Below are 20,280 nucleotides of genomic sequence, written 5' to 3'. Positions count from 1 at the left end.
CCCAGGGTGCGATCAGCCAGGGACTGGCCCAGTGGGCAATTCCAGGGTGCTTCCTTCTCATCACGGCAATAATCGCCTTTGGTGCTCTTCGGAGCCAGCGAGAATAATCAGCACCCCGAACTTGGCCCCGAAGCTGGTGCCAGCGCAGGACACATGGGGCACACTGGTCGCGTGAACGGAAACCAGTGGGTGCTGCACGTTGACCTCGACCAGTTCATCGCGGCCGTGGAAGTGCTCCGGCGTCCGGAGCTTGCCGGGAAGCCGGTCATTGTGGGCGGCCGGGGAGATCCGACGGAACGCGCCGTGGTGTCCACCGCCTCCTACGAAGCCCGGGCGTTCGGCGTGAGTTCCGGAATGCCCCTGCGGGTGGCCGCCCGCAAAGTGCCCGACGCCGTCATCCTGCCGGTGGACCGCGAGGCCTACCTCGCGGCGTCGGAGGAGGTGATGGCCGCTCTGCGCGCCCGGCCCGGCGCCGTCGTGCAGGTCCTGGGCTGGGACGAAGCGTTCGTGGGCACGCAGACGGAAGATCCGGAGGCGTACGCCCGGGAACTCCAGGCAGCTGTACTGGAAACCACACGCCTGCACTGCAGCGTCGGTATCGGTGACACGCTGGTCCGCGCCAGGAACGCCACCGATCTCGGCAAGCCGGCCGGAGTCTTCCGGCTCACTGCGGAGAACTGGCTGGAGGTCATGGGCGGACGCCCCACCAAGGAGCTGTGGGGTGTTGGCCCCAAGATTTCCGGCCGGCTGGCCAAACTCGGAATCACCACAGTCTCGGAACTCGCGGCCGCCGATCCCCAAAGCCTCGCGCCGGAGTTCGGGCCCAAGATGGGTCCCTGGTACGCGGAGCTCGGCCGCGGAGACGGGTCAAGCGAGGTTGATGACACTCCCTGGGTGGCCCGCGGACACAGCCGGGAAACCACCTTCCAACGCGACCTGACCGAACTCGACCAGGTGCGCGGCGCCGTCCGGGAACTCACCGCAGGTGTCCTCAAGGACGTGGCGGCGGAAGGGCGGCCCGTCATCGGGCTGACCCTCAAAGTCCGGTACGCACCGTTCACCACCAAGACCCACGCACGGAAAATTCCGGAGACCTTCGACACGCAGGAGGTCCTCGCCCGGGCACTGGATCTCACGGAAGCGATCGAAGCCGGCCGGCCCGTCCGGCTGCTGGGACTCCGCGCGGAGATGCCGATGCCGGAGGATGCCCGCCAGGGACACACCCCCACTCGCGGCGGCTGGTGAACACCGCCGCCGTCCCCGCCCAGACGGCGAAGAGCCTGCCGCCGGTGCGCATTTCAGGAGCCGTTCCACGATGGAAAGGGTATTCTAGCGGTACTAATCTTCTCAGGACCCAACAACGGGTCGGATGTCAAGGGTGTGCAGCGAAAAACGCGGGCATCAGGAACGCGGGGTTTGAATGTCTGGCCGGATTCTCCACGTCTCCCGACGGACTCTGGCCGTCGTGGGACACATCGTGGTCTATGTCCTGATCTGGGCCGGCCTCGCGATGCTCATCGCCGCCGTCGGCATTCGCCACTTCTGGGGCGAGATCTCCCTGGCCCAGATGCGCCTGAACCTGGTCTCCGTCGAAACTGACGGCGGGGGCGGCGCGCTCGTCTGGATCGGCATTCTGGGCATAGGCGTGGCGCCTGCCCTGATCACCCTTGCCATTGCCCTGGCGCGGCACTTCCGGCGCCGCAAGCGCCACCGCGCCGCCGTCGTACCTTCCCGCCGAGCCCAGTGGGTTCGGCGGACGGTTTCCACCGTTTTGGTATCCGCAGTGGTTGTTGGCGGCACCACCGCCTTCAGCACCACGGTGGGAGTGGCGGACTACATCAAGTCCGCGAAGTCCCCCTACGACATCGCCGACTACCACGTGGAGCCCGTTGTCACCGGGAATCACAACAAGAACAACCTGGTGCTCATTTACCTTGAATCCGGTGAAGCCACACTGGAGGATGACCAGCTCTTCGAAAAGGACGGTTTTGCTCCGCTCAAGGAGGCCACCGACCTTTCAGCCGGCTGGCAGAGCGTGAGCGATCTGCAGCAGTACCGGGGCGGCGGCTGGACCATGGCGGGCCTCACGTCGACCCAGTGCGGCATCCCGCTCAAGGGTGCAGGCGGCTCCTCGAGCAGCGACGCCGGCACCGCCGACGACGTCGACACTTATCTGGGCGGCACCACCTGCCTGGGCGATGTCCTCTCGGACCACGGCTACACCAACGTTTTCCTGGGCGGAGCCAACGGCTCCTTTGCGGCGAAGAGCACCTTCCTGGACAGCCACGGCTATTCCAAGGAAAAGGACCTCTCCGACTGGCGGGCTGCGGGTGAACCGGAAGAGAACTTCCGCAAGGACTGGGGCTTGAGCGACGAACGGCTCATGGCCCACGCCGCGGAAGAAGTTGATGAGCTGCATGCCGAAGCGCAGCGGACCGGCCAGCCGTTCAACCTGTCGGTGCTCACGCTGGACACCCACGAGCCGGTGCATATCTATGACTACTGCGACGTGGATACGGAAAGCAACGTCACCTCCGTGTTCGCCTGTTCCATGGCCCAGGTGGCAGGCTTCGTGAACCACATGGAGGAGATGGGCTACCTCGAGGACACTGCTGTGGTGATCATGGGCGACCACCTCAAGCACATGAGCGCCGGCGACGCTTTCCATGAGCAGCTGGACAACCACACCAACCGCACCATCTTCAACCGGATCTGGGTTCCGGGCGGCACCCCGGGCAGCACGCTGCGCTCCGGAGTGGACCAGTTGAACATGTACCCCACGATCCTGGAAGCCGCCGGCCTCACCTTGGAGAACGGTGCCGCCGGTCTGGGCGTATCCGCCTTCGCACCGGAAGTTCCCGCCGGCTCAGCACAGTCCATGGAGCCTGACGCCTACGCCGAGCTGCTGAATTCACGTTCCTCGATGTTCTACGCCCAGGCGTGGGGTCCCCGGGACCTGTCCAAGTAACCCGCAAAACCGCGACGGCCCGAACCGGGACGGCCGAAGATTTTCCGCCGGGGGTGGCACCCGGACCGTGCCGGGTGAAGGATGGTTGAGTCAGAACGAGGCCGCTTCCATGCGTCTCGGACCTCAGCGGAAAGGACACCCAATGGCGGATCTGGGCGGTATGGCAGACAAGGCAAAGGACGCGGCCAAGGACAACCCGGAAAAGGTTGACCAGGCCAAGGACAAGGTCAAGGACGCCGTCGACGGCAACAAGGACGACGACCAGAAGTAGACGCGTCCGCAGAATCGACAGCCGCGACGCCGGGCCATCCCTTACCGGGAATGGCCCGGCGTCGTTTTTGACGGGGAACATGACTTATGCCATCGTCTACGCGTGAACATTCAGCGCGCGGCATTTGCCAAGCTGAGTTACTAAAGGACAGCAACCCGTGACACAGCAAGCCGCCACTCCGGAATCCAAGGTTCCGAAGCGCACCTCCGACACCGGCGTCGAACACGAAGATGAGGGCTACCACAAGGGCCTTAAGCCCCGCCAGGTGCAGATGATCGCCATCGGCGGCGCGATCGGCACCGGACTCTTCATGGGCGCCGGCGGCCGCCTCGCCACCGCAGGTCCGTCGCTGGTCATCAGCTACGCTGTCTGCGGCTTTTTTGCCTTCATGATTCTCCGGGCCCTGGGCGAACTGGTCATGCACCGCCCCACTTCCGGATCCTTCGTCTCCTATGCCCGCGAGTTCTTCGGCGAGAAGGCTGCCTTTGTTTCCGGCTGGCTGTACTGGCTGAACTGGGCCATGACCGCGATCGTGGACATCACCGCCGTGGCACTTTATATGAACTTCTTCAAGAAGTACTGGGCGCCGATCGCCGAGGTGCCGCAGTGGAGCTGGGCCCTGGCAGCCCTCCTCCTGGTGCTGGGCCTGAACCTCATCAGCGTGAAGGTCTTCGGGGAACTGGAGTTCTGGTTCGCGCTGATCAAGGTGGTGGCCCTGGTGACCTTCCTGGTGGTGGGCATCTGCTTTGTCATCTTCGGCACTCCCGTGGAAGGCCAGGAGGTTGGCTTCAGCCTCATTTCCGGCAACGGAGGCCTGTTCCCCAACGGCCTGCTGCCCGCCGTCGTCGTCATGCAGGGCGTGGTGTTCGCCTACGCCTCGATCGAACTCATCGGCACCGCCGCGGGCGAGACCGAACACCCCGAAAAGATCATGCCCCGGGCCATCAACACGGTGGTGATCCGCATTGCCGTGTTCTACGTCGGCACGCTCATCCTGCTCTCGCTGCTGCTGCCCTACAGCTCCTACCACGCCGGCGAAAGCCCGTTTGTCACGTTCTTCGGGTCCATCGGCGTGAGCGGCGTGGACGCGATAATGAACCTCGTGGTCCTGACCGCTGCCCTGTCCTCGCTCAACGCCGGCCTGTACTCCACCGGCCGCATCATGCGCTCCATGTCCGTGGCCGGTTCGGCCCCCAAGTTCGCTGCCCGGATGAATAAGGCGGGCGTTCCCTACGGCGGTATCGCCATGACCGCGGTGGTGGCCCTGCTCGGCGTTATCCTCAACGCCGTGGTTCCCGCAGCAGCCTTCGAGATTGTCCTGAACATCGCTTCCCTGGGCATCATCAGCACCTGGGCCATCATCGTGCTGTGCCAGATGGAACTGACCAAGCGGGCCAAGCGCGGGGAACTGGACCGCCCGGCGTTCCGGATGCCCGGTGCCCCCGTCACCGGCTGGATCACCTTGGCGTTCCTGCTCGCGGTGTTGATCCTCATGGCCTTCGACTCCCCCGTGGGCACGTGGACCATCGGCTCCCTGGTGATCATCATTCCGGCGCTGATGTTCGGCTGGCGGATGTGCCGCGACCGGGTCCTCGAGATTGCCGCGGCGCGCGACGGCGAGGGCCTGCAGGGTTAGGCGGCTTCGACGTCGATCACCCAGGTCACGCCGAAGCGGTCCGTCAGCATGCCGAAACCCGGGCTCCACGCGGATGCGGCGAGCGGCTCGATGATCTGCGCCCCGTCAGCCAGTCCGTCCCACAGGCGGGCGACTTCTTCCAGGTCCTGCCCGCGCAGGGACTGGAAGAAGGTGCGGTCGGTGACGGTGGTGCCGTTCTCGCGGCGGGTGGTCCCGGCGGTTTCGGTGGAGTCAGCACTGTTGTGGCCGGGGATGTCATAGGCCATCAGCCGAAACCCGTCATCTGTCTCGAGCTGGCCGAACACGAGCTTGTCCGCGCCCGGAACCTCCTTGGGCATTCCGAAGTCGCCGTAGCTGGCTGTGGTCAGGCGTCCGCCGAAGACTGACTGGTAAAACTCCAGGGCGGAGGAGGCGGTGCCGCGGAAGTTCAAGTGGGTGGTGGTGGCGATGCTCATGGGATCTGTCCTTTGTTTCGTCTCGGCCGCGCTTTGCGGCCCAAGAACAGACTGAACCCGGTAGCGGACAGGTAATGTCCTCTTCTGGCCACATACTGAAACCATGCCCGGAACTTCGTCCCGAATGCTCGCCCTGCTCTCGCTGCTGCAGTCCCGCCGGGACTGGCCCGGCCAGGTGCTGGCCGAACGCCTGGCCGTCACTCCCCGGACCGTGCGCCGGGACGTCGACCGGCTCCGCGGGCTCGGCTACTCCATCACCGCGGCCAAGGGGCCCGACGGCGGGTACCGGCTGGCAGCGGGATCGGAACTTCCGCCGCTGCTCTTTGACGACGAGCAGGCGGTGGCCATCGCCGTCGCGCTGCAGAGCGCACCCTCAAGCGGAGTGGACCTGGACGAGGCCGCCGCCCGGGCGCTGACCACGGTGAAGCAGGTGATGCCCTCCCGGCTGCGGCACCGCATCGAGGGCATCCGGTTTACCGACGCCGGTGCCTCCGCGCGCGTGGATCCCAAGGTCCTGGAAGCCGTCAGCGCCGCCGCCCGGGACCGGAAGATTCTCCGGTTTGACTACGGCGGGGACGAGTCCCGGCCGCCCCGGCGCGTGGAACCGCACGCCGTCGTCGCCCGGCAGGGCCGCTGGTACCTGATCGGCTGGGATCTGGAGAAGGCCGACTGGCGCATTTACCGGCTGGACAAGATGGTGCCGAAATTTCCGGGCGGTGCGGTGTTTGCGCCGCGGGCACTTCCCGCCGGCGATGCAGGCACCTTCCTCGCCGCGCGGTTGAAGGGGTCCGGGGGCGGGGACGCGTGGCCTTGCTATGGGGAGCTGCTTATCGAGCTTCCCGCCGCCCGGCTCGCGCCCTGGCTCGGCGACGGGGAACTCCGGCAGGTGTCCGACGGCGCCTGCCGCGTCCGCGTCGGGTCGTGGTCATGGGCGGGCCTGATCTCCTGGGCGCTGCGTTTCGATGCTCCGTTTACGGTCCTTGGCCCGGACACGTTCCTGGAGTCGGCCACCGGTTTCGCGGCCCGGGTTACCGCCGCTGCAGCCGGGCCGTCCCCTCACCACAGCTCCTGACGGGACCGCCGGACCGCTGACGGCCTGAGGCTGCTGCGCACCCTGGCAGTCCATATGCTGGTCCGGGCCGCGACAGCCGGCCCGCCGTCGGACACACTGACGTCATGACAACAACACTGATTACCGGAGCCAACAAGGGTCTGGGCTATGAAACCGCACGCCGCCTCATCGAGGCAGGCCACACCGTGTGGATGGGTGCCCGCGATGAAGTCCGCGGCCGGGAAGCTGCCGAAGCGCTGGGCGGCAACTTTGTACAGCTCGATGTAACGAGTGATTCCTCAGTGGAGGCCGCCGCCGCAACGGTTGCGGCTGCGGGCGGCCTGGACGTGCTGATCAACAACGCCGGCATCACCGGCCCCAACGTCCCGCCGGAGGAGCTAACCGCGGCGGATGCGGAAGCGGTGTACGGCACCAACGTGGTGAGTATTGTCCGGACCATGCAGTTCTTCCTGCCGCTCCTGCGCGAGTCTGAAACGGCAACCGTCGTGAACGTCACCAGCGGTCTGGGATCCTTCGCGGCCGTCCACGATCCCGCCCGGGTCGAGTCCCAGGTTGTGTCCCCGCTCTACACCTCATCCAAATCCGCGGTGACCATGCTCACCGTGCAGTATGCGCGGGCATTTCCGGAGATCCGCATCAACGCCGCCGACCCCGGCTACACCGCCACCGACCTGAACGGCCGGCAGGGAACCCAGACGGTGCAGGAGGGGACCGATGCCATTGTTGAGCTGGCCACCCGGGGCGGCACCGGACCCACCGGCACCTTCATCGACCGCTCCGGTCCCGCCGCCTTCTAGGCTGCCGGGCCCGGGTTGCACGGGGAACCGAACGGCTCGCAGTTACAGGCGGACGGTTCCCTCGATGCAGCTCGTGACGTGTCCGCCAACCCAGATGTTCCCGTCCCGGAGACTGATATGCACCCGTCCCCGGCGGCCCAGGACTGTTCCCTGTGACGCGGTGTAGGGCGGGGCAGCAAAACCGGTGTCGGTCAGCCAGCGTGCCAGGCCCGCATTGAGGCTGCCTGTCACGGAGTCTTCCCAGACCGGGTCGCCTCCCACGAAGGCACGCACCTCGAACCGGGTTGCAGCACCGGGCCCGTAGGGGCCCACCACACCTATTTCCAGGTTCCCTGCCTTGCCCGGGTCCGGCTGCAGGTTCAGGACGTCGCTGGCCGAGGCAAGCCGGACCCCAATCCACTGCGGCCCGTTGACCAGCCAGGAGGCGTCGAGGATCTGTTCCCGCGGGATACCCAGAACTCCGGCGATCCGGCCGGTGAGCTCTTCCTCCACGGGGCCGTACCGGGTCAGGGGCGGCGCTTCAAAGGCCAGCTGGTCACCCTCCAGACGGATGGGGATCAGTCCTGCCGCACATTCCTGGATGACCATTCCGCCGGGCCGCAGTGCTCCGCCCGCATCCAGCCAGGCCTTGGCGGAGCCGAGCGTCGGATGGCCGGCAAACGGCAGTTCTTCCTTGCCGGTGAAGATCCTCACCCGGTAGTCGGCCGCCGAACTGCCCGGGGGCAGGAGGAATGTTGTCTCCGAGAGGTTCGTCCAGGCGGCGAAGCGCTGCATCTGCTCGGTACTCAGGCCGTCGGCAGCATGCACCACCGCGAGCGCGTTGCCCCGGTAGGGCTCAGAGGAGAAGACATCGACTTCACTGTAGGGGCGGGTTTTTGGGGCGGTACTGCCCTCCATGCGGGCGCTCACGGGCGTGCCCAGCCGTCCAGCGCCGTCGTAATGCTCTCCACCAGGCGGTTGAAGCTGCGTTCGATGTCCCGGGGCATTCCGTAGCCGCCGCCGGTTTCCAGGGAAACGAATCCGTGCAATGCCGCCCGCAGGAAACGGATCGCGTCAATGGCATCATCGTCCGTCAGCTCATAGCCGGCCAGGACACCGGTCATGACGTCCAGGAACGCAGCCTCAACCTCCAGTTCGCCGGGGTCCGAGTTCTCCACAGGCAGCATGGCCAGCGGATACTGCCCGCGGTGCTCCAGCGCCCAGCCGCGGTAGGCCTCGGCGATGCGGCGGATCGCGTCATCCCTGGAGCGTCCGACGGCGGCCTGCGCGATGACCCGGGTGAGTGAGCGCTTTGCCTCGCGGATGATGCCCCTCCGGAGGCCGGCGACGCCGTCGACATGTTTGTAGAGCGACGGAACCCGGACGCCGAAGCTTTCGGCAACCGCCGCAAGGTTGAGGCCGTCGCTGGTGGGTTCATCGAGCATTTGTGCCGCCCGTTCCACGACGGCGGCGGTGGTGAGTCCAGCCCTAGGCATTGTGGGACTTCTCCGGTGCGCCGAGGACCCGGGAGAGGAACGGCAGGGTCAGTGCGAGGAGCTCCCCGGGAGTCTGGGCGTGCGGGTAGTGTCCGGCACCGTCGATGACGGCGAGGGTGCCCAGGCCCGACGGGAGGTCGGCAACAATGCGCTCACCCTCTGCTCGGGGGTCGGCCCAGTCCGGATCGGCGCTGCCCTGGATGACAAGGACGGGACTGCGGACATCAGCCAGGCGGGCCCCGGCGTCGGCGGGTGCGGTCTTCATCATGGCCTGCAGCACCTTCATACGCTCCGGTTCCCGCATCGTGGCGGCGATGTGTGCGCGCTCCGCGGCCCAGTCGGCGGGCTTCACGGGGATCGCGATGTCGAGGTAGTTCAGCCAGTTCGGCACACTCCCGCGGAGCATGGTCAGCAGCAGCTGGATGGACGAGGCCCGGTAGCGCTTGTTGCGGAGCAGGCCGCCGAAGTCCATGGACTGCTTCCGGGTGAACGGTGCAATCTCGACAGCGCCGGCAATGAGGCCGGGGGCATCGGCGGCGGCGATAGTGGCGGCGCCGCCGCTGATGGACTGTCCCATGAGGACAGCCGGCCCGCCGAGGTGCCGGACCAGCGCGACGAGGTCGCCGGCTATGTCGGTGCGGCTGTAGCCCTCCCAGCCGGTGCTGGATCCTCCGCAGCCGCGGATGTCCAGGTTTGCGACCCGGTAGCCGGCTGCGGCCAGTGCCGGCGCCACGAACCGATACGAGCGGCGGCTGTCGCCCATGCCGTGCGCGAGGACCACCAGCGGCCCGTCCCCGTGAAGGTCATAGGCGAGACGGTTGGTTCCAATGCTCAGGTACTCAGTCATGATGCCCTCCAGGCACTCGTCGATAATGCAAAGCTAACACCATTAGCCATACGGGTCAATGAGTTAGCTTTGTGGAACGGGGCGGACGCCCGGCAACTTCAGCGCTTCCACCGCCCAGGGCGCTGCTGCCCCTGATGGGTCCGGGGGTCGGGGGGATACGATCCTCACGGATCCCTATAAAGGAGCGACGATGACCAATAACAGCGCCTTCACGATTGTGGTCGGCTTTGACGGTTCCAAAGATGCGCAGGCAGCACTGGACTGGGCAGTGGACGAGGCCCTGCAGCGCAGCGGCCGGCTCCGCGTAATCACAGCCTGGACCCAGCAGCCGATGTCTTGGTATCCGGCCCTGCTGGAAACTGCGGTGGGCGGAATTGGGGTCGTTGATTCGGCGGAGGAAGACGCCAAGGCAATCCATGCCAGGGCACTGGAATCGGCAACAGCCAGGGGTGTGGCCGTCAGCGGCCAGCTCGTCCACAGCCATTCAGCGGCGTCGTCGATTCTGGGGGCGGCCGAGGACGCGGATCTTGTGGTTGTCGGTTCACGGGGCCATGGCGGATTCTCCGGGCTCCGCGTCGGTTCGGTAACAACGCACATCGTCAACCATGCACCGGGGCCGGTGCTGATCGTGCGGCCGAAGGGCCCGGCAAAGGGCGGGCGCGGGGACGCTGAATCCGCCGGCTGACGTTGGATTTGAGCCCGGTGCGCTGCCTTGTTTGTTGGCGTTCCCGCGGCCTCGGCAATCGCTGCGGAAGCCGCCGTCGGGCGCTTTGCGGGGTGTGCATCAATGCTCACACTAAGATGCAGTGACTGCCGAGTTGCCTATAATTTAAAGGAAGTGCTCGTGTGCTTGGCGAACACTTTGTACCAACAGATTCGTCTGTCTTATCTGGTGAGGTAAGTGACTCTCGTCCGTACTGATTCTGCCCCCTCAAGGTCGGCAGCCACCCGCCGTCCTTCGCCGCTGCCGTCCCGCGGACTGCTCATTGACTGGGACCCCGCGACGTACCGGCAAACGCTGGAGCGGTTTAGCGAATACCGGGCGACCCCCGTCCCTCAACCGGAAGCCGAAACCGGATCTCCGTTCCCGTTCCTCCTCAGGGTCCTGGACGCCGACGCGCCGCCGCCGATCATGCTGCATCCGCACTGGGCGCAGGCACTGGAGGGCTTCGTGCGGGAGCAGGCCCGGGGCGTTCCCATGGGCGCCGCAAACCGTAATTACAAGGACCGCAACCCGAAGTGCGAGGTTGCCGTCGCCCTCACCCCGGTGCGCGTGCTTGCCGGGGAACGGCCCGTGGAAGAGCTTCAGGCCATCGCTTCCGGGCTGGATCTGCCCTGGCTGCGTTCCTACCTCCGCTTCCGCCATGAAACCGCCACCCACTCCGTCCTGCGCATGACGGCTGGGGAAACCGCGGCTGCGCTGCGGGAAACAGCCGACGCCGTGGGCCGGGTTGGGCAGGTTGACGGTCCGGCCGCCGAGGCCGCCGCCGTCGTCCGCCGCCTGCAGCGGCGTTTCCCCCGCGACCGGGGCATCCTGCTGGCCGTCTGCATGAAGTTGATCCAGCTCGATCCCGGGCAGGCAGCCGTCATACCTCCGGGCTGCCTGCATACCTATCTGTCCGGCCAGGCAGTGCTGGTGATGGGCATGTCCGAAAATGCGCTGCAGGCCGGATTCGCCGACAGGTACGTGGACCTTGCCGAACTCCAGCTCCTGACGGGCAACGGGCAGCCGCAGCCTTCCATCCTGCCGGTGCTCGACGTCGGCGACGGTGAGCAGCGCATTCCGCTCTGGAGCGATGACCTGGACCTGCGGCGGGTGGTTGTGGGCGATGACCCACAGCCGGTGCGCGTGGGGCCCTTCAGCGTCGTGCTGGCCGCGATGGGATCCGCGGGCATCACCGTGGATGAGATCACAATGGCCCTGGAGCCCGGGGCGAAGATCCTTTACGCCGGGGAGCCGGTGACGGCCACCTTCACGGGTCCGTCCCAGATTTTCGTGGCCTCAACGCACTAGCTGCGCTCCCAACGGGGTCCGTCCGCAGCGCGCGGGTGGGCCCTAGCTGCCCTCTTCGGCGGCCTGCAGCCGGCCCGAGTCAACGGCGGCAGCGAAAGCCTGATAGTCCTTGTCATTCTGATCGGCGTAGCGGTGGGCAAAGTCGGCCATCGCCACATCGAACCGATCTTTCCGGCCCAGGTATCCAGCGATCGCAACGGGGTCTCCGGACCGGGCATGGGACAGTGCCAGCGCCCAGCCGCATGCCCGGGCATAGAACTCCATCCCGGGCGGCCGCATTGTCTCGACCACGGCGGACCCCTTCATGTCCCGCAGCTGCCGCCAGTACAGGTATCGGTTCTCCTGTACCCCTTTCGTCCAGCCCAGAAAGATATCGCTGGCGGTCTGCATCAAACGCTGGCCCTGCACCACCCGTGCGCCGGGCTGCTTGAACCTGCTCTTGGGCAGGTGGTCTTCCAAAACGGACCGTGTAGCCTCCTTGACCTGCAGAAACAGCGGGTCCTGCTGGTCCCTTCCCTGCAGCAGTACGATGAACGCCCGGGTGCCGACGCTGCCCACACCCACCACTTTGCGCGCGGCGTCAACAACTTCGAAGCGCTCCAGCAGCTGGCGCCGGTCCGCCTGCAGGGTGGCCCGGTAGGCCCGGAGCTGGTCCTGGATGGCTTGCTGCGCCTCCTCGCCGGACATTCCGTACGTGCCGTCCAACTCCCGTACAGGAACCACAAGAGGCGGTTGGCTGACAATCCGGTACTTCCCGTCCACATGCTCCCCGAGCTTGGACAGCGCCTGGAGGCTGTCCCGGGTGCGGGCCTTCGCAACAGTCTGCCGTGCGACTTTTTCGATTCTGCGGGACGCCTTCGACCCCTTGTTCTTCGGGGAAGACATCGCCGCCATGTTTTTCAGCACGTCGTCGGACAAGCTGGCATACCTGATGTCGAGGGTTCGCATCTGCGCGAACCGACCCATGGCCTCCCGGTAGGAGCGCACCGCCGCGAGAGTCGTTTGGCGGGCCTCCTTGTCCGTAAATCCGTTGGCCCGCGCCGCGACGACCAGGCTTGCCGCCAAGCGCTCGACGTCGTATTCAAAGGGCCCCGGAAGGGTTTCATCAAAGTCATTCAGGCCGAACAACAGGTTCCGCTCAGGAGAGGCGAAAAGCCCGAAGTTGGACAGATGGGCGTCGCCGCACAGCTGCACCTGCAGGCCTGCGCGCGGAGTCTCCTTCAGGTCGGCGGCCATAATTTTGGCCGCTCCCCGGAAGAAAGCGAAGGGCGAGGCAAGCATGCGGCTGTGCCTCACCGGCACCAGATCCTGTTCCCGGGTGAGGTTCTGCGCTTCCAGGAGGGCGATCGGATCAGGCCTGCCGGGGGAAGGAGCCCATCCTTCGTGGCTGGTGCGGGGCGACTCTTCCCGGCAGGCCTTGCCGGCCGCAGCCCGCTCCTTGACGGTGTTGAGCCTGCTCGTCATGTCCGCCATGATCGGGTTTCCCCCTAGCTTGTCAGGATCCCGGACAGCGGCGGCAGTTCCGGCGGCAGACACGGCGCAGGCCTCTGCCATGCCGGCCGACGGTGTCCGCCTATCCAGCGTGGCAGGATGAAGTCCGTTTAGACAGGGCGCGGAGTCAGCTATTCCCTAGGGCGGACGTCCCAGACGTGGTGCAGCGCGTCATGAAGGAAGTAACGGCCCAGGGAGTCCACGGTGAACGCGCTGCCGTCCGAGCGCAGCCCCCGCCGATCCAGCTGGGCAGGCTCGACGGCGGCAAAGGCTGCCGCTGTGCGCTCCGCTTCCGCAGCCAGCTCCTCCGCCACCACCGCCGGATCCTGCTCCGCATAACGCTCGGCGACTGCGGTGGCGTCCTGGTCCCAGTCCGCAAATTCGGCGCCGTTGTGCTCCAGCATCAGGGTCAGCCGCGTCCGGTAGACGCGGCACAGGTCCCGGACGTGGGCGGCGTATTCCAGCGGTGACCAGGTGCCGTCGTCCGGGCGCCGGGCAGCTGCGGGGCCGGCGAGGATGCTGCCCCATTCTTCAGCGCTGCCGCGGAGCAGGTCCGGCACATCGCTGAAGGCCGTGGTTTCGGCGTCGAAGCCGCACTCCGGACAGGACCGTTCCAGGACCCAGGTCCAGTTCTTGGTGTCGGGGGTTATCGCCATGGCCACATCCTAGGGCAACGCGGGCACGCCCGGGCGCAGATTTCCGGCGGGCGGTCGGCGAGCACCAGGCCGGACGCGCACTGCCGCACAATCACCGCGTTTGCACCGGTAATTCACCCAATACTTCTATCCGGCTCCAGCTGCTCCGCAGATACTGAAGACATGCCCAACAACGATGCCGCTGCACTGCGTTCTGCCGCCGCCGATGCCTATACCTTCGGGTATGCGATGGTGGAGAACTACCGCACTCTCTATGAGCAGGCCGTGGACCTTGCGGATCCCCGATCGGTGGGCGGTTTTGGAATGTTCCGCCATTACTCGGAGCCGTTCACACCTGCGAATACGGACATTGTGACGCCCAATAATGACACCCCCTATTCCTGGGGCTGGTTTGATCTGCGGGCCGAACCCTGGGTGGTCACGGTTCCGGCAATCGAGCGCTTCTACATCCTGCCGTTCCATGACCTGTACACCGTTTATGCCGGCTACGTCAGCGCCGCCACCACCGGCACCGGACCCGGCCGCTATCTGCTGGCCGGGCCGTCCTGGTCCGGCGGCACCCCCGAGGATTTTGACGGGGTGATCCAGGCTTCGACCGACGTCGTCGGCTGCCTCGGACGCACGGCGTTCACCGATGGGGATCTTCCGGGCCTGCGGAAGATCCAGGCCTCCTACGACGTCCGGCCGTGGCACGAGTACGCCGGCACCCCCGCACCTCCGGAAGCGAAAGAGATCCACTGGCCCCAGTGGAACGAAGAGAACGCCTCAGGCCTGGGTTTCTTCGACTACCTGGATCTGCTGCTTGGACTCTCTCCGGTGCTGGAGGAGGACCGGGCGGTACGCGAACGGCTGGCCTCGATCGGGCTGGACGGAAGCGGGCAGTTCAGCTCGCTCAAGCTCGACGACGCCGCCCGGGAGGAATTTGCCCAGGGACTCGCTGACGGAAAGGCCCGCCTGGAACAAACCGCAGCCGCGGCCAGCACCTCCACCGGCATGTTCGGCACCCGCGAGGAGATGGCGGGCGGCTACGACCGGCGCAATGTGGGCGCCAAGAAAGGCCTCTACGGCCTGCCGCCGGCCATCGCCTGGTACGGCGGATGGCTGGTGGACGCGGCCGGGAACCGCATCACCGGAGCCACCGACTACACGATCACCTTCACACCGGACACGCTCCCCAAGGCACGGTTCTTCTGGTCGGCGACACTCTATACGCTGCCCGAGCGCCTGCTTTCCGCCAATGAACTGGACCGGTACTCGATCGGTGACCGCAGCCCCGGGCTGGTGTACGACGACGACGGGTCCCTGACCCTGGAGGTGCGGCATACGCGCCCGGAGGAGGCGGCCGTGCCCAATTGGCTGCCGTCACCGGTTGGCCCATTCACCGTCATTATCCGCGCCTACGGCGGAGATTCCGCAATTGTTGACGGAACCTACCAGCTTCCGCCCATCGTTCCGGCCTGACAGGAATCCGATGCAGCGCCCGCTGGCGGGACTTACCCGGCGCAATGCCGCCCGCGAGGCCATTGCCGGCATCACGCTGCTGGCCATCGCCGTGCCGCTGAACATCGGGTACGCCCAAATTGCGGGTCTTCCGCCCACTGCCGGCCTCTATGCCCTCGTGGTACCGGGCATCGCCTACGCCATGCTGGTTTCGTCCCGCCAGGTGGTGGCCTCCCCCGACGCCGCGGCGGCGGCACTCGTCGGATCCTCCGTAGGCGGACTGGCGGTTGCGGGCAGCGCGGACTATCTCGCCATGGCCCTGGCCCAGGCGATCCTCTGCGGGGCACTGTTTGCCCTCGCTGCTGTTTTTCGGCTCGGCTTCCTTGCCAATTTCCTGTCCAAACCCATCCTGGTGGGCTTTGTTGGCGGGCTGGCACTGGACATTCTGGTCAGCCAAATTGCCAAAATGCTGGGGATAAAGATCGACTCCGGGAGCGGGTTTGAAGAAAGGGCGGGCGGCCTGGTCCTGGGGCTGCCGAACGTCAACGGCTGGTCTGTGCTGATCTCCGTCCCCGCGGTGGCGGTGCTGGTGGCGGGCCGGCGGCTGGCGCGCACGGTTCCCTGGGCGCTCGTCGTGCTGATTACGGCGACGACGGCGGTGGTCGCCGCCGGGCTCGAAGCCAAGGGGGTCTCCGTACTTGGCGCGGTCGACGCCGGGCCGCCCGCCCTTGTCTGGCCTCGCCTTGACTGGAATTTGTGGCTCGCTCTTATTCCTTCGGCCATCGCCCTGACCATGGTCACCATGGCCGAAGGGCTCCTCGTGGCCCGCAGCTACAGCGAGAAGCGCGGCTACGGCACCAGCCCCAACCGTGACCTGCTGGCGTTCGGTGCGGCCAACGCGGCCGCCGGAGCAACCGGCGGCTTCGCCATTGGCTCCTCGACGTCCCGGACTGCAGCCATGGATCAGCTGGGCTCCCGCACCCAGCTTCCCACCCTGGTTGCCGCCGGCGGGACCCTGCTCCTGCTCATGTTCGGCACCGCGCTCCTGGAACACATTCCGGCGCCTGCCATCGGAGCGATCGTCGGCGTCGCAATCCTGCCGCTGCTCGGTATCCGCGAGTTCAGGAGTCTGTGGCGGCAGGACCGGTTCGAATTTCTCATCGCCGCTGCCTGCTTCCTGGTGACGCTGCTCATCGGCGCCATCCCCGGCATTGTCATCGCCTTTGTGCTTGCCCTCATCAATCTCGCCCGGCGGGCCTCCACACCCGCAATCGACGTTCTCGCCGCCGATGACAGACCCGGCTCCTCCCTCCTAGATCCCGCGCCCCTCGGAACGCCAACGGCTCCGGGAGTGCTGGTCATCCGGATGGCCGCCCCGCTGTTTTTCGCCAACGGCTCCGTACTTTCCCAGTCCGTCAAACGCGCCGTTTCCACGATTCCCGGCGTGCACCATGTTGTCCTCGACCTGGAAGCCGTGACGGATATCGACGTCACGGGCGCAGAGGCCTTCGCCGCCCTTAGCGACTGGCTGCGCCGGCACAAAGTCAATCTGGCCTTCAGCCGCCCCCGCCGGCAAATCAGGGACCGCATGGATTCGCTGGGAATGGCGCGCGGCGCAACCTTCTACCCCACCAATCGGGAGGCGCTTGCCGCCCTGTCCTCCCCGTCCACGGAGACCTGACCAGGAGAAGCCATGAGTACCGTTATTGGGGAGATCCTTCCTCTCGCGCTCGGAATTGCCATCAGCCCGATTCCCATCATTGCGGCGATCCTCATGCTGCTCTCACCCAAGGCACGCGGCACCAGCATCGGGTTCCTTCTTGGTTGGGTGCTCGGCGTGGTGGTCGCCGTCGTCGTCTTTACCTTCGTCTCGTCCCTGCTGACGCCAAGCGACGGAGACGATTCCAAACCCATCGCCGGAACCGTCAAGATTGTGCTGGGCGTGGTGCTGCTGCTCCTGGCCGTGAGGCAGTGGCGCTCACAGCCGGCCCGGGGCACGGACCCGCCGCTGCCCAAGTGGATGGCCGCCATTGATTCGATGACCGCCGTCAGGGCCCTCCTGCTCGGACTCGCGCTCTCCGCCCTTAACCCCAAGAACCTGCTGATGAGCGTGGCGGCCGGCGTGGCCATCGGTTTTGGCGGGCTGAGCTTCGGGGAATCCGCCCTTGTAACCGCCATTTTCACGATTATCGCCGCATCAACGGTGGGGGTCCCCGTGATCGCCTACCTCATTGCCGCGGATAGGATGGCAGCGCCCCTGGAGAGCCTTCGCCAATGGCTCGTAGAGCACAACGCCGCCGTCATGGCCGTTCTCCTCCTCGTTATTGGCGTGGTCCTCATCGGCAAAGGCATTGGTTCGTTCTGACCAGCCGGGCGAGCGGATGCTGCGCGAAGGCATATACCCGTGGTGTGACAGGAGGCTGCCCGCTGGCTCCCGCCCTGCCACGGGCGTGTGAGCTGGGGGCGGCGTTTACTGAAATCCTCCTCGATACTCAGTGACCGCCGGCGAAGGTGACCGCGTCGGAACAGCTGCGCGAAAGGGCATGGGACCGGCCCGTGGCCTACGCTGGGCGAACGAGTGGAAAGGGGCCTACAGATGGATGCGAAGAACCACCCGACTGTCCGCCGCGGGACCAGCTGGCTCCGGCACCAGGCGATTTCGCTGGCAGTGGTCATGGTGGCTTTAGCCCTCGCACTGCTGCTGCGCGATCCGTCTCCCCTGACGGTTCTGGGAGCCGTTGGATGCATTGCCGTGGCCGGGCTCTCCATCTGGTTTGGTGAAAAGCAGGTGAAGAGCCTGCGCCACGAGTACCGATACGAGGACGAGGAGCCTGCGGACTGAGCGAGCACCGCAGCCGCAGCCGGAAGTGCCGGTCTTCCTGGTGCCGGGGGCAGCATTGCCCCGAACTACCCGGTGGTGACGGACTCTCACTGCATCCGCAGAACGCCTGCAAGTACGCGGCTTGAACCAATGCGTGGCTAATCTACTTGTTGCGGGCATGTGAGCCCCGCCGCAAAAGGAGATACGGATGACGCACCACGACGTACCGGACATTTACAACCGCCTGTGGACTCCCCGGCATGAGCCGGTCCTGACGATCAACAGCGGGGACACCATCAGTTTCGATGTCAGGGACGCCGCCGACGGGCAGCTGGATACCTATCGCAACGGTGATCCCATCCCCGACCGGGACCCCGCCCGAAGCTATCCCCTGCGCGGGCCGATCATGGTGAACGGGGCTCAGCCCGGTGACGTGCTGGAAATCGAGCCGCTGGAGTTCACCCCTCTGGGGTGGGGGTTCACTGCCAGCCGTCCCGGGGCAGGCCTCCTGCCGGATGACTTCACGGAGGCGTTCATCTATAAATGGGATCTGTCCACCGGTCTCACCACCGCGTTCCTTGACGTGGCAACTGTGCCCCTGAGACCCTTCCTGGGTGTCATGGCGTGCACACCCGCAACAGCGGATCCCCTGCCCGTGATGCCTCCGGGAAACTTTGGCGGAAACATGGACATCCGTGACTTGGTGGTGGGAACCAAGATCTTCCTGCCGGTCAGCCTTCCCGGTGCCCGCCTGATGTTCGGTGATCCCCATGCAGCCCAGGGGGACGGGGAAGTGTGCGTCACCGCCATCGAAGCACCCCTTAATGGAACGCTGAAGGTGACGCTGCACCGGGGACGATCCATCCCGTCACCGCAGTTCCAGACGTCGGGACCGCTCCGGCCCGGAATCGAGAACCAGGGATACTACGCCACCACCGGGGTGGGACCGGACCTCATGGAGGCGGCCCGGGACGCGCTCCGGCACATGATCGACCACCTGTGCTTCACCTACGGAATTGAACCCCACGAGGCATATCTGCTGTCCTCGGTCATCGTGGACCTGAAGATCAGCGAGGTTGTTGACGCACCCAACTGGATTGTCAGCGCCTACCTTCCGCTCTCCGTGATGAACCGGTGATTCCGTTCGCCGGTAGGCCGGCTCCACGGGTGGACAACTTTCCGCTGTACCCGCAGTTTTGACCCTCGGCCGCCGCTGCCGCCGCTGCCGCCGCTGCTCATTAAACACCCGACAAAGCGGCCAATAGGGCCTCGAAGAGTGCCTGAATTTTTTGCGCAGAACCGATTTAGAAAAACTATGCATTTGTATGCAATTTGCATCCGTCGACCACGGTGACACCGCTGCCCATGAATCCCCTATTGGTTGAAGCTCTAAGTTAAGTGGCATTTCCAAGAGCCCAAGGGGGTTGACGGATAGTTTGAAGGTGACTACCGTCGAATTTCATCACCAGAAATATACGTAACTAATTTCATAATTTGAACATAACTCAAAAGAAAAGTACTGGGAAGGATACCTTCGTCATGAGACCGACGAAAAGAATCCAATCAATATTTGCTTCATTGGCAGGAATAGCCCTAGTAGTATCGACGGCGGGCGCTGCACAGGCAGCACCCGGCACCGCGGAGTCACCTGAGCAAGGCATGGCCCAGGCCAGCGCACAATCGTCGCTGACAACGGTGGCAGTAGGCCCAGAGGAAGCGGCCGAGATAACCTCCGAAGTCGTCTCCTCACTCTCCAGCGGTGAAGTGACCATCGAGGCCCCACTGAGCGCGGTGAAGACGTCTGAAAGCAAAGTGAGCACTGTCTCCACCGATGACGGCGTCTTTACCACCGTGACGTTGCCGGTGGGTGGCCCGTACAGCCTCACGAGCAATGTCTCGATGATTCTGGACAGCTCCGGTGAACGGCTCCAGTACACAGAGACCTTGGTCAGCGAAAATGCGTCCGGAAATTTCAACGTGACGTCTTACGTGGACGGTGTGCTGACGAACAACCAAGACACTGATTTGGCCTTTATGTCCGATGCTGAACTCAAAGCCGACATGGCGAATTCAAAGTCAGAGGCCTCGGGAGCCGAGGGAGGCATGCAGCTGGCCGAGAAGAACACCGGTGCCTGCATTGCCACCGTCCTCGGCGTTGGCGGTGTTGTCGGAGGCATCATCGCTTACAGCTGCGCCGGCGCTTGCGCTGCAGCGGCAATTGGAGTCGGCGTCCCGTTTTGCGTCGCCTGCATCGCCGGTTTTGCCACCGTTGGTGGCGCTTCCATTACCGCTGTAGCAAGCTGTTTCTGAGAACCGGCAAAAACGTCAGAAAAAGTA

The 20,280-nt window shown here is 65.4% G+C and carries 20 protein-coding genes; 14 read left to right on the top strand and 6 right to left on the bottom strand.

The genetic code is table 11. The features are described 5' to 3' along the window. Positions 1-153 precede the first annotated feature (153 nt). The 4 genes from ACIQXM_RS16395 (at position 154) to ACIQXM_RS16380 (ending at position 4,875) form a co-directional block, all read left to right on the top strand. Positions 154-1,245, top strand: coding sequence for a DNA polymerase IV (locus tag ACIQXM_RS16395; protein WP_400933379.1), 1,092 nt, complete (start codon positions 154-156; stop codon positions 1,243-1,245). Between the two features lie 175 nt (positions 1,246-1,420). After that, complete coding sequence (locus ACIQXM_RS16390; RefSeq protein ID WP_400933377.1) at positions 1,421-2,968, top strand: LTA synthase family protein; 1,548 nt, start codon at positions 1,421-1,423, stop codon at positions 2,966-2,968. Between the two features lie 142 nt (positions 2,969-3,110). Continuing rightward, a complete protein-coding gene (locus tag ACIQXM_RS16385; RefSeq protein WP_400933376.1) occupies positions 3,111-3,239 on the top strand; it encodes a hypothetical protein in 129 nt (42 codons plus the stop codon). Positions 3,240-3,396: 157 nt separating this feature from the next. Continuing rightward, a complete protein-coding gene (locus tag ACIQXM_RS16380; RefSeq protein WP_400933374.1) occupies positions 3,397-4,875 on the top strand; it encodes an amino acid permease in 1,479 nt (492 codons plus the stop codon). On the opposite strand, the gene ACIQXM_RS16375 is transcribed toward ACIQXM_RS16380, so the two are convergent. Further along, the gene (locus ACIQXM_RS16375) at positions 4,872-5,330 is read right to left on the bottom strand and encodes a VOC family protein (RefSeq protein ID WP_400933372.1); all 459 of its coding nucleotides are present in this window, start codon (positions 5,328-5,330) and stop codon (positions 4,872-4,874) included. The two genes, ACIQXM_RS16380 and ACIQXM_RS16375, sit on opposite strands and share 4 nt — an antisense overlap. 103 nt (positions 5,331-5,433) lie before the next feature. Here ACIQXM_RS16375 and ACIQXM_RS16370 point away from each other — a divergent pair, with 103 nt between their 5' ends. Next, the gene (locus ACIQXM_RS16370) at positions 5,434-6,402 is read left to right on the top strand and encodes a helix-turn-helix transcriptional regulator (protein ID WP_400933371.1); all 969 of its coding nucleotides are present in this window, start codon (positions 5,434-5,436) and stop codon (positions 6,400-6,402) included. Between the two features lie 104 nt (positions 6,403-6,506). Continuing rightward, positions 6,507-7,199, top strand: a complete 693-nt coding sequence (locus tag ACIQXM_RS16365; RefSeq protein WP_400933369.1) for an SDR family NAD(P)-dependent oxidoreductase — start codon at positions 6,507-6,509, stop codon at positions 7,197-7,199. Positions 7,200-7,241: 42 nt separating this feature from the next. Here ACIQXM_RS16365 and ACIQXM_RS16360 read toward each other — a convergent pair whose 3' ends face one another. The 3 genes from ACIQXM_RS16360 to ACIQXM_RS16350 are packed head-to-tail and all read right to left on the bottom strand — an operon-like array spanning position 7,242 to position 9,521. After that, entirely contained in the window at positions 7,242-8,096 is an 855-nt protein-coding gene (locus tag ACIQXM_RS16360; RefSeq protein ID WP_400933599.1) for a PhzF family phenazine biosynthesis protein, read from the bottom strand. Between the two features lie 8 nt (positions 8,097-8,104). Beyond that, positions 8,105-8,674: a TetR/AcrR family transcriptional regulator gene (locus ACIQXM_RS16355; RefSeq protein ID WP_400933367.1), complete on the bottom strand. Its 570-nt coding sequence runs from the start codon at positions 8,672-8,674 to the stop codon at positions 8,105-8,107. Beyond that, a complete protein-coding gene (locus ACIQXM_RS16350) occupies positions 8,667-9,521 on the bottom strand; it encodes an alpha/beta fold hydrolase (RefSeq protein ID WP_400933365.1) in 855 nt (284 codons plus the stop codon). Before ACIQXM_RS16350 ends, ACIQXM_RS16355 begins: the two co-directional genes overlap by 8 nt. 190 nt (positions 9,522-9,711) lie before the next feature. Between ACIQXM_RS16350 and ACIQXM_RS16345 the strand changes: the two genes are divergently transcribed. Beyond that, positions 9,712-10,206 (top strand): universal stress protein, encoded by a 495-nt coding sequence (locus ACIQXM_RS16345; protein ID WP_400933363.1) that lies wholly within the window; start codon positions 9,712-9,714, stop codon positions 10,204-10,206. Between the two features lie 216 nt (positions 10,207-10,422). Continuing rightward, entirely contained in the window at positions 10,423-11,535 is a 1,113-nt protein-coding gene (locus ACIQXM_RS16340) for a type I phosphomannose isomerase catalytic subunit (protein ID WP_400933361.1), read from the top strand. A gap of 42 nt (positions 11,536-11,577) precedes the next feature. Here ACIQXM_RS16340 and ACIQXM_RS16335 read toward each other — a convergent pair whose 3' ends face one another. Together ACIQXM_RS16335 and ACIQXM_RS16330 are read right to left on the bottom strand one after the other, a co-directional pair. Further along, the gene (locus tag ACIQXM_RS16335) at positions 11,578-13,008 is read right to left on the bottom strand and encodes a DUF2252 domain-containing protein (protein WP_400933597.1); all 1,431 of its coding nucleotides are present in this window, start codon (positions 13,006-13,008) and stop codon (positions 11,578-11,580) included. A 149-nt stretch (positions 13,009-13,157) separates the two neighbouring features. Further along, complete coding sequence (locus ACIQXM_RS16330; protein ID WP_400933359.1) at positions 13,158-13,682, bottom strand: DinB family protein; 525 nt, start codon at positions 13,680-13,682, stop codon at positions 13,158-13,160. Between the two features lie 162 nt (positions 13,683-13,844). Here ACIQXM_RS16330 and ACIQXM_RS16325 point away from each other — a divergent pair, with 162 nt between their 5' ends. From ACIQXM_RS16325 to ACIQXM_RS16300, 6 genes are all read left to right on the top strand, one after another. Next, positions 13,845-15,143: a DUF1254 domain-containing protein gene (locus ACIQXM_RS16325; RefSeq protein WP_400933357.1), complete on the top strand. Its 1,299-nt coding sequence runs from the start codon at positions 13,845-13,847 to the stop codon at positions 15,141-15,143. Between the two features lie 10 nt (positions 15,144-15,153). Further along, complete coding sequence (locus ACIQXM_RS16320) at positions 15,154-16,803, top strand: SulP family inorganic anion transporter (RefSeq protein ID WP_400933355.1); 1,650 nt, start codon at positions 15,154-15,156, stop codon at positions 16,801-16,803. 12 nt (positions 16,804-16,815) lie between these two features. Beyond that, positions 16,816-17,487, top strand: a complete 672-nt coding sequence (locus tag ACIQXM_RS16315; RefSeq protein WP_400933353.1) for a GAP family protein — start codon at positions 16,816-16,818, stop codon at positions 17,485-17,487. Between the two features lie 231 nt (positions 17,488-17,718). After that, positions 17,719-17,964 (top strand): hypothetical protein, encoded by a 246-nt coding sequence (locus ACIQXM_RS16310; protein ID WP_400933352.1) that lies wholly within the window; start codon positions 17,719-17,721, stop codon positions 17,962-17,964. Between the two features lie 187 nt (positions 17,965-18,151). Beyond that, complete coding sequence (locus ACIQXM_RS16305; RefSeq protein ID WP_400933350.1) at positions 18,152-19,081, top strand: acetamidase/formamidase family protein; 930 nt, start codon at positions 18,152-18,154, stop codon at positions 19,079-19,081. A 401-nt stretch (positions 19,082-19,482) separates the two neighbouring features. Continuing rightward, on the top strand, positions 19,483-20,253 hold the full coding sequence (locus ACIQXM_RS16300) for a hypothetical protein (RefSeq protein WP_400933348.1): 771 nt from the start codon (positions 19,483-19,485) through the stop codon (positions 20,251-20,253). The last annotated feature ends 27 nt before the right edge of the window (positions 20,254-20,280 follow it).

Origin of the sequence: Arthrobacter sp. NPDC097144, assembly GCF_044762205.1 — a bacterium.
Taxonomy (GTDB): domain Bacteria; phylum Actinomycetota; class Actinomycetes; order Actinomycetales; family Micrococcaceae; genus Arthrobacter_B.
The sequence above is the reverse complement of the archived record's forward strand: the minus strand, read 5'-3'. Positions and strand labels throughout refer to the sequence as shown.

Bases quoted from the DNA above. Each gene is read 5' to 3' on its own strand.
- ACIQXM_RS16345 (WP_400933363.1), top strand. From the start codon at position 9,712: ATGACCAATAACAGCGCCTTCACGATTGTGGTCGGCTTTGACGGTTCC.
- ACIQXM_RS16395 (WP_400933379.1), top strand. From the start codon at position 154: ATGGGGCACACTGGTCGCGTGAACGGAAACCAGTGGGTGCTGCACGTT.
- ACIQXM_RS16300 (WP_400933348.1), top strand. From the start codon at position 19,483: ATGAGACCGACGAAAAGAATCCAATCAATATTTGCTTCATTGGCAGGA.
- ACIQXM_RS16330 (WP_400933359.1), bottom strand. From the start codon at position 13,682: ATGGCGATAACCCCCGACACCAAGAACTGGACCTGGGTCCTGGAACGG.
- ACIQXM_RS16320 (WP_400933355.1), top strand. From the start codon at position 15,154: ATGCAGCGCCCGCTGGCGGGACTTACCCGGCGCAATGCCGCCCGCGAG.
- ACIQXM_RS16335 (WP_400933597.1), bottom strand. From the start codon at position 13,008: ATGGCGGACATGACGAGCAGGCTCAACACCGTCAAGGAGCGGGCTGCG.
- ACIQXM_RS16315 (WP_400933353.1), top strand. From the start codon at position 16,816: ATGAGTACCGTTATTGGGGAGATCCTTCCTCTCGCGCTCGGAATTGCC.
- ACIQXM_RS16375 (WP_400933372.1), bottom strand. From the start codon at position 5,330: ATGAGCATCGCCACCACCACCCACTTGAACTTCCGCGGCACCGCCTCC.
- ACIQXM_RS16325 (WP_400933357.1), top strand. From the start codon at position 13,845: ATGCCCAACAACGATGCCGCTGCACTGCGTTCTGCCGCCGCCGATGCC.
- ACIQXM_RS16310 (WP_400933352.1), top strand. From the start codon at position 17,719: ATGGATGCGAAGAACCACCCGACTGTCCGCCGCGGGACCAGCTGGCTC.
- ACIQXM_RS16355 (WP_400933367.1), bottom strand. From the start codon at position 8,674: ATGCCTAGGGCTGGACTCACCACCGCCGCCGTCGTGGAACGGGCGGCA.
- ACIQXM_RS16305 (WP_400933350.1), top strand. From the start codon at position 18,152: ATGACGCACCACGACGTACCGGACATTTACAACCGCCTGTGGACTCCC.
- ACIQXM_RS16360 (WP_400933599.1), bottom strand. From the start codon at position 8,096: ATGGAGGGCAGTACCGCCCCAAAAACCCGCCCCTACAGTGAAGTCGAT.
- ACIQXM_RS16385 (WP_400933376.1), top strand. From the start codon at position 3,111: ATGGCGGATCTGGGCGGTATGGCAGACAAGGCAAAGGACGCGGCCAAG.
- ACIQXM_RS16390 (WP_400933377.1), top strand. From the start codon at position 1,421: ATGTCTGGCCGGATTCTCCACGTCTCCCGACGGACTCTGGCCGTCGTG.
- ACIQXM_RS16370 (WP_400933371.1), top strand. From the start codon at position 5,434: ATGCCCGGAACTTCGTCCCGAATGCTCGCCCTGCTCTCGCTGCTGCAG.
- ACIQXM_RS16365 (WP_400933369.1), top strand. From the start codon at position 6,507: ATGACAACAACACTGATTACCGGAGCCAACAAGGGTCTGGGCTATGAA.
- ACIQXM_RS16350 (WP_400933365.1), bottom strand. From the start codon at position 9,521: ATGACTGAGTACCTGAGCATTGGAACCAACCGTCTCGCCTATGACCTT.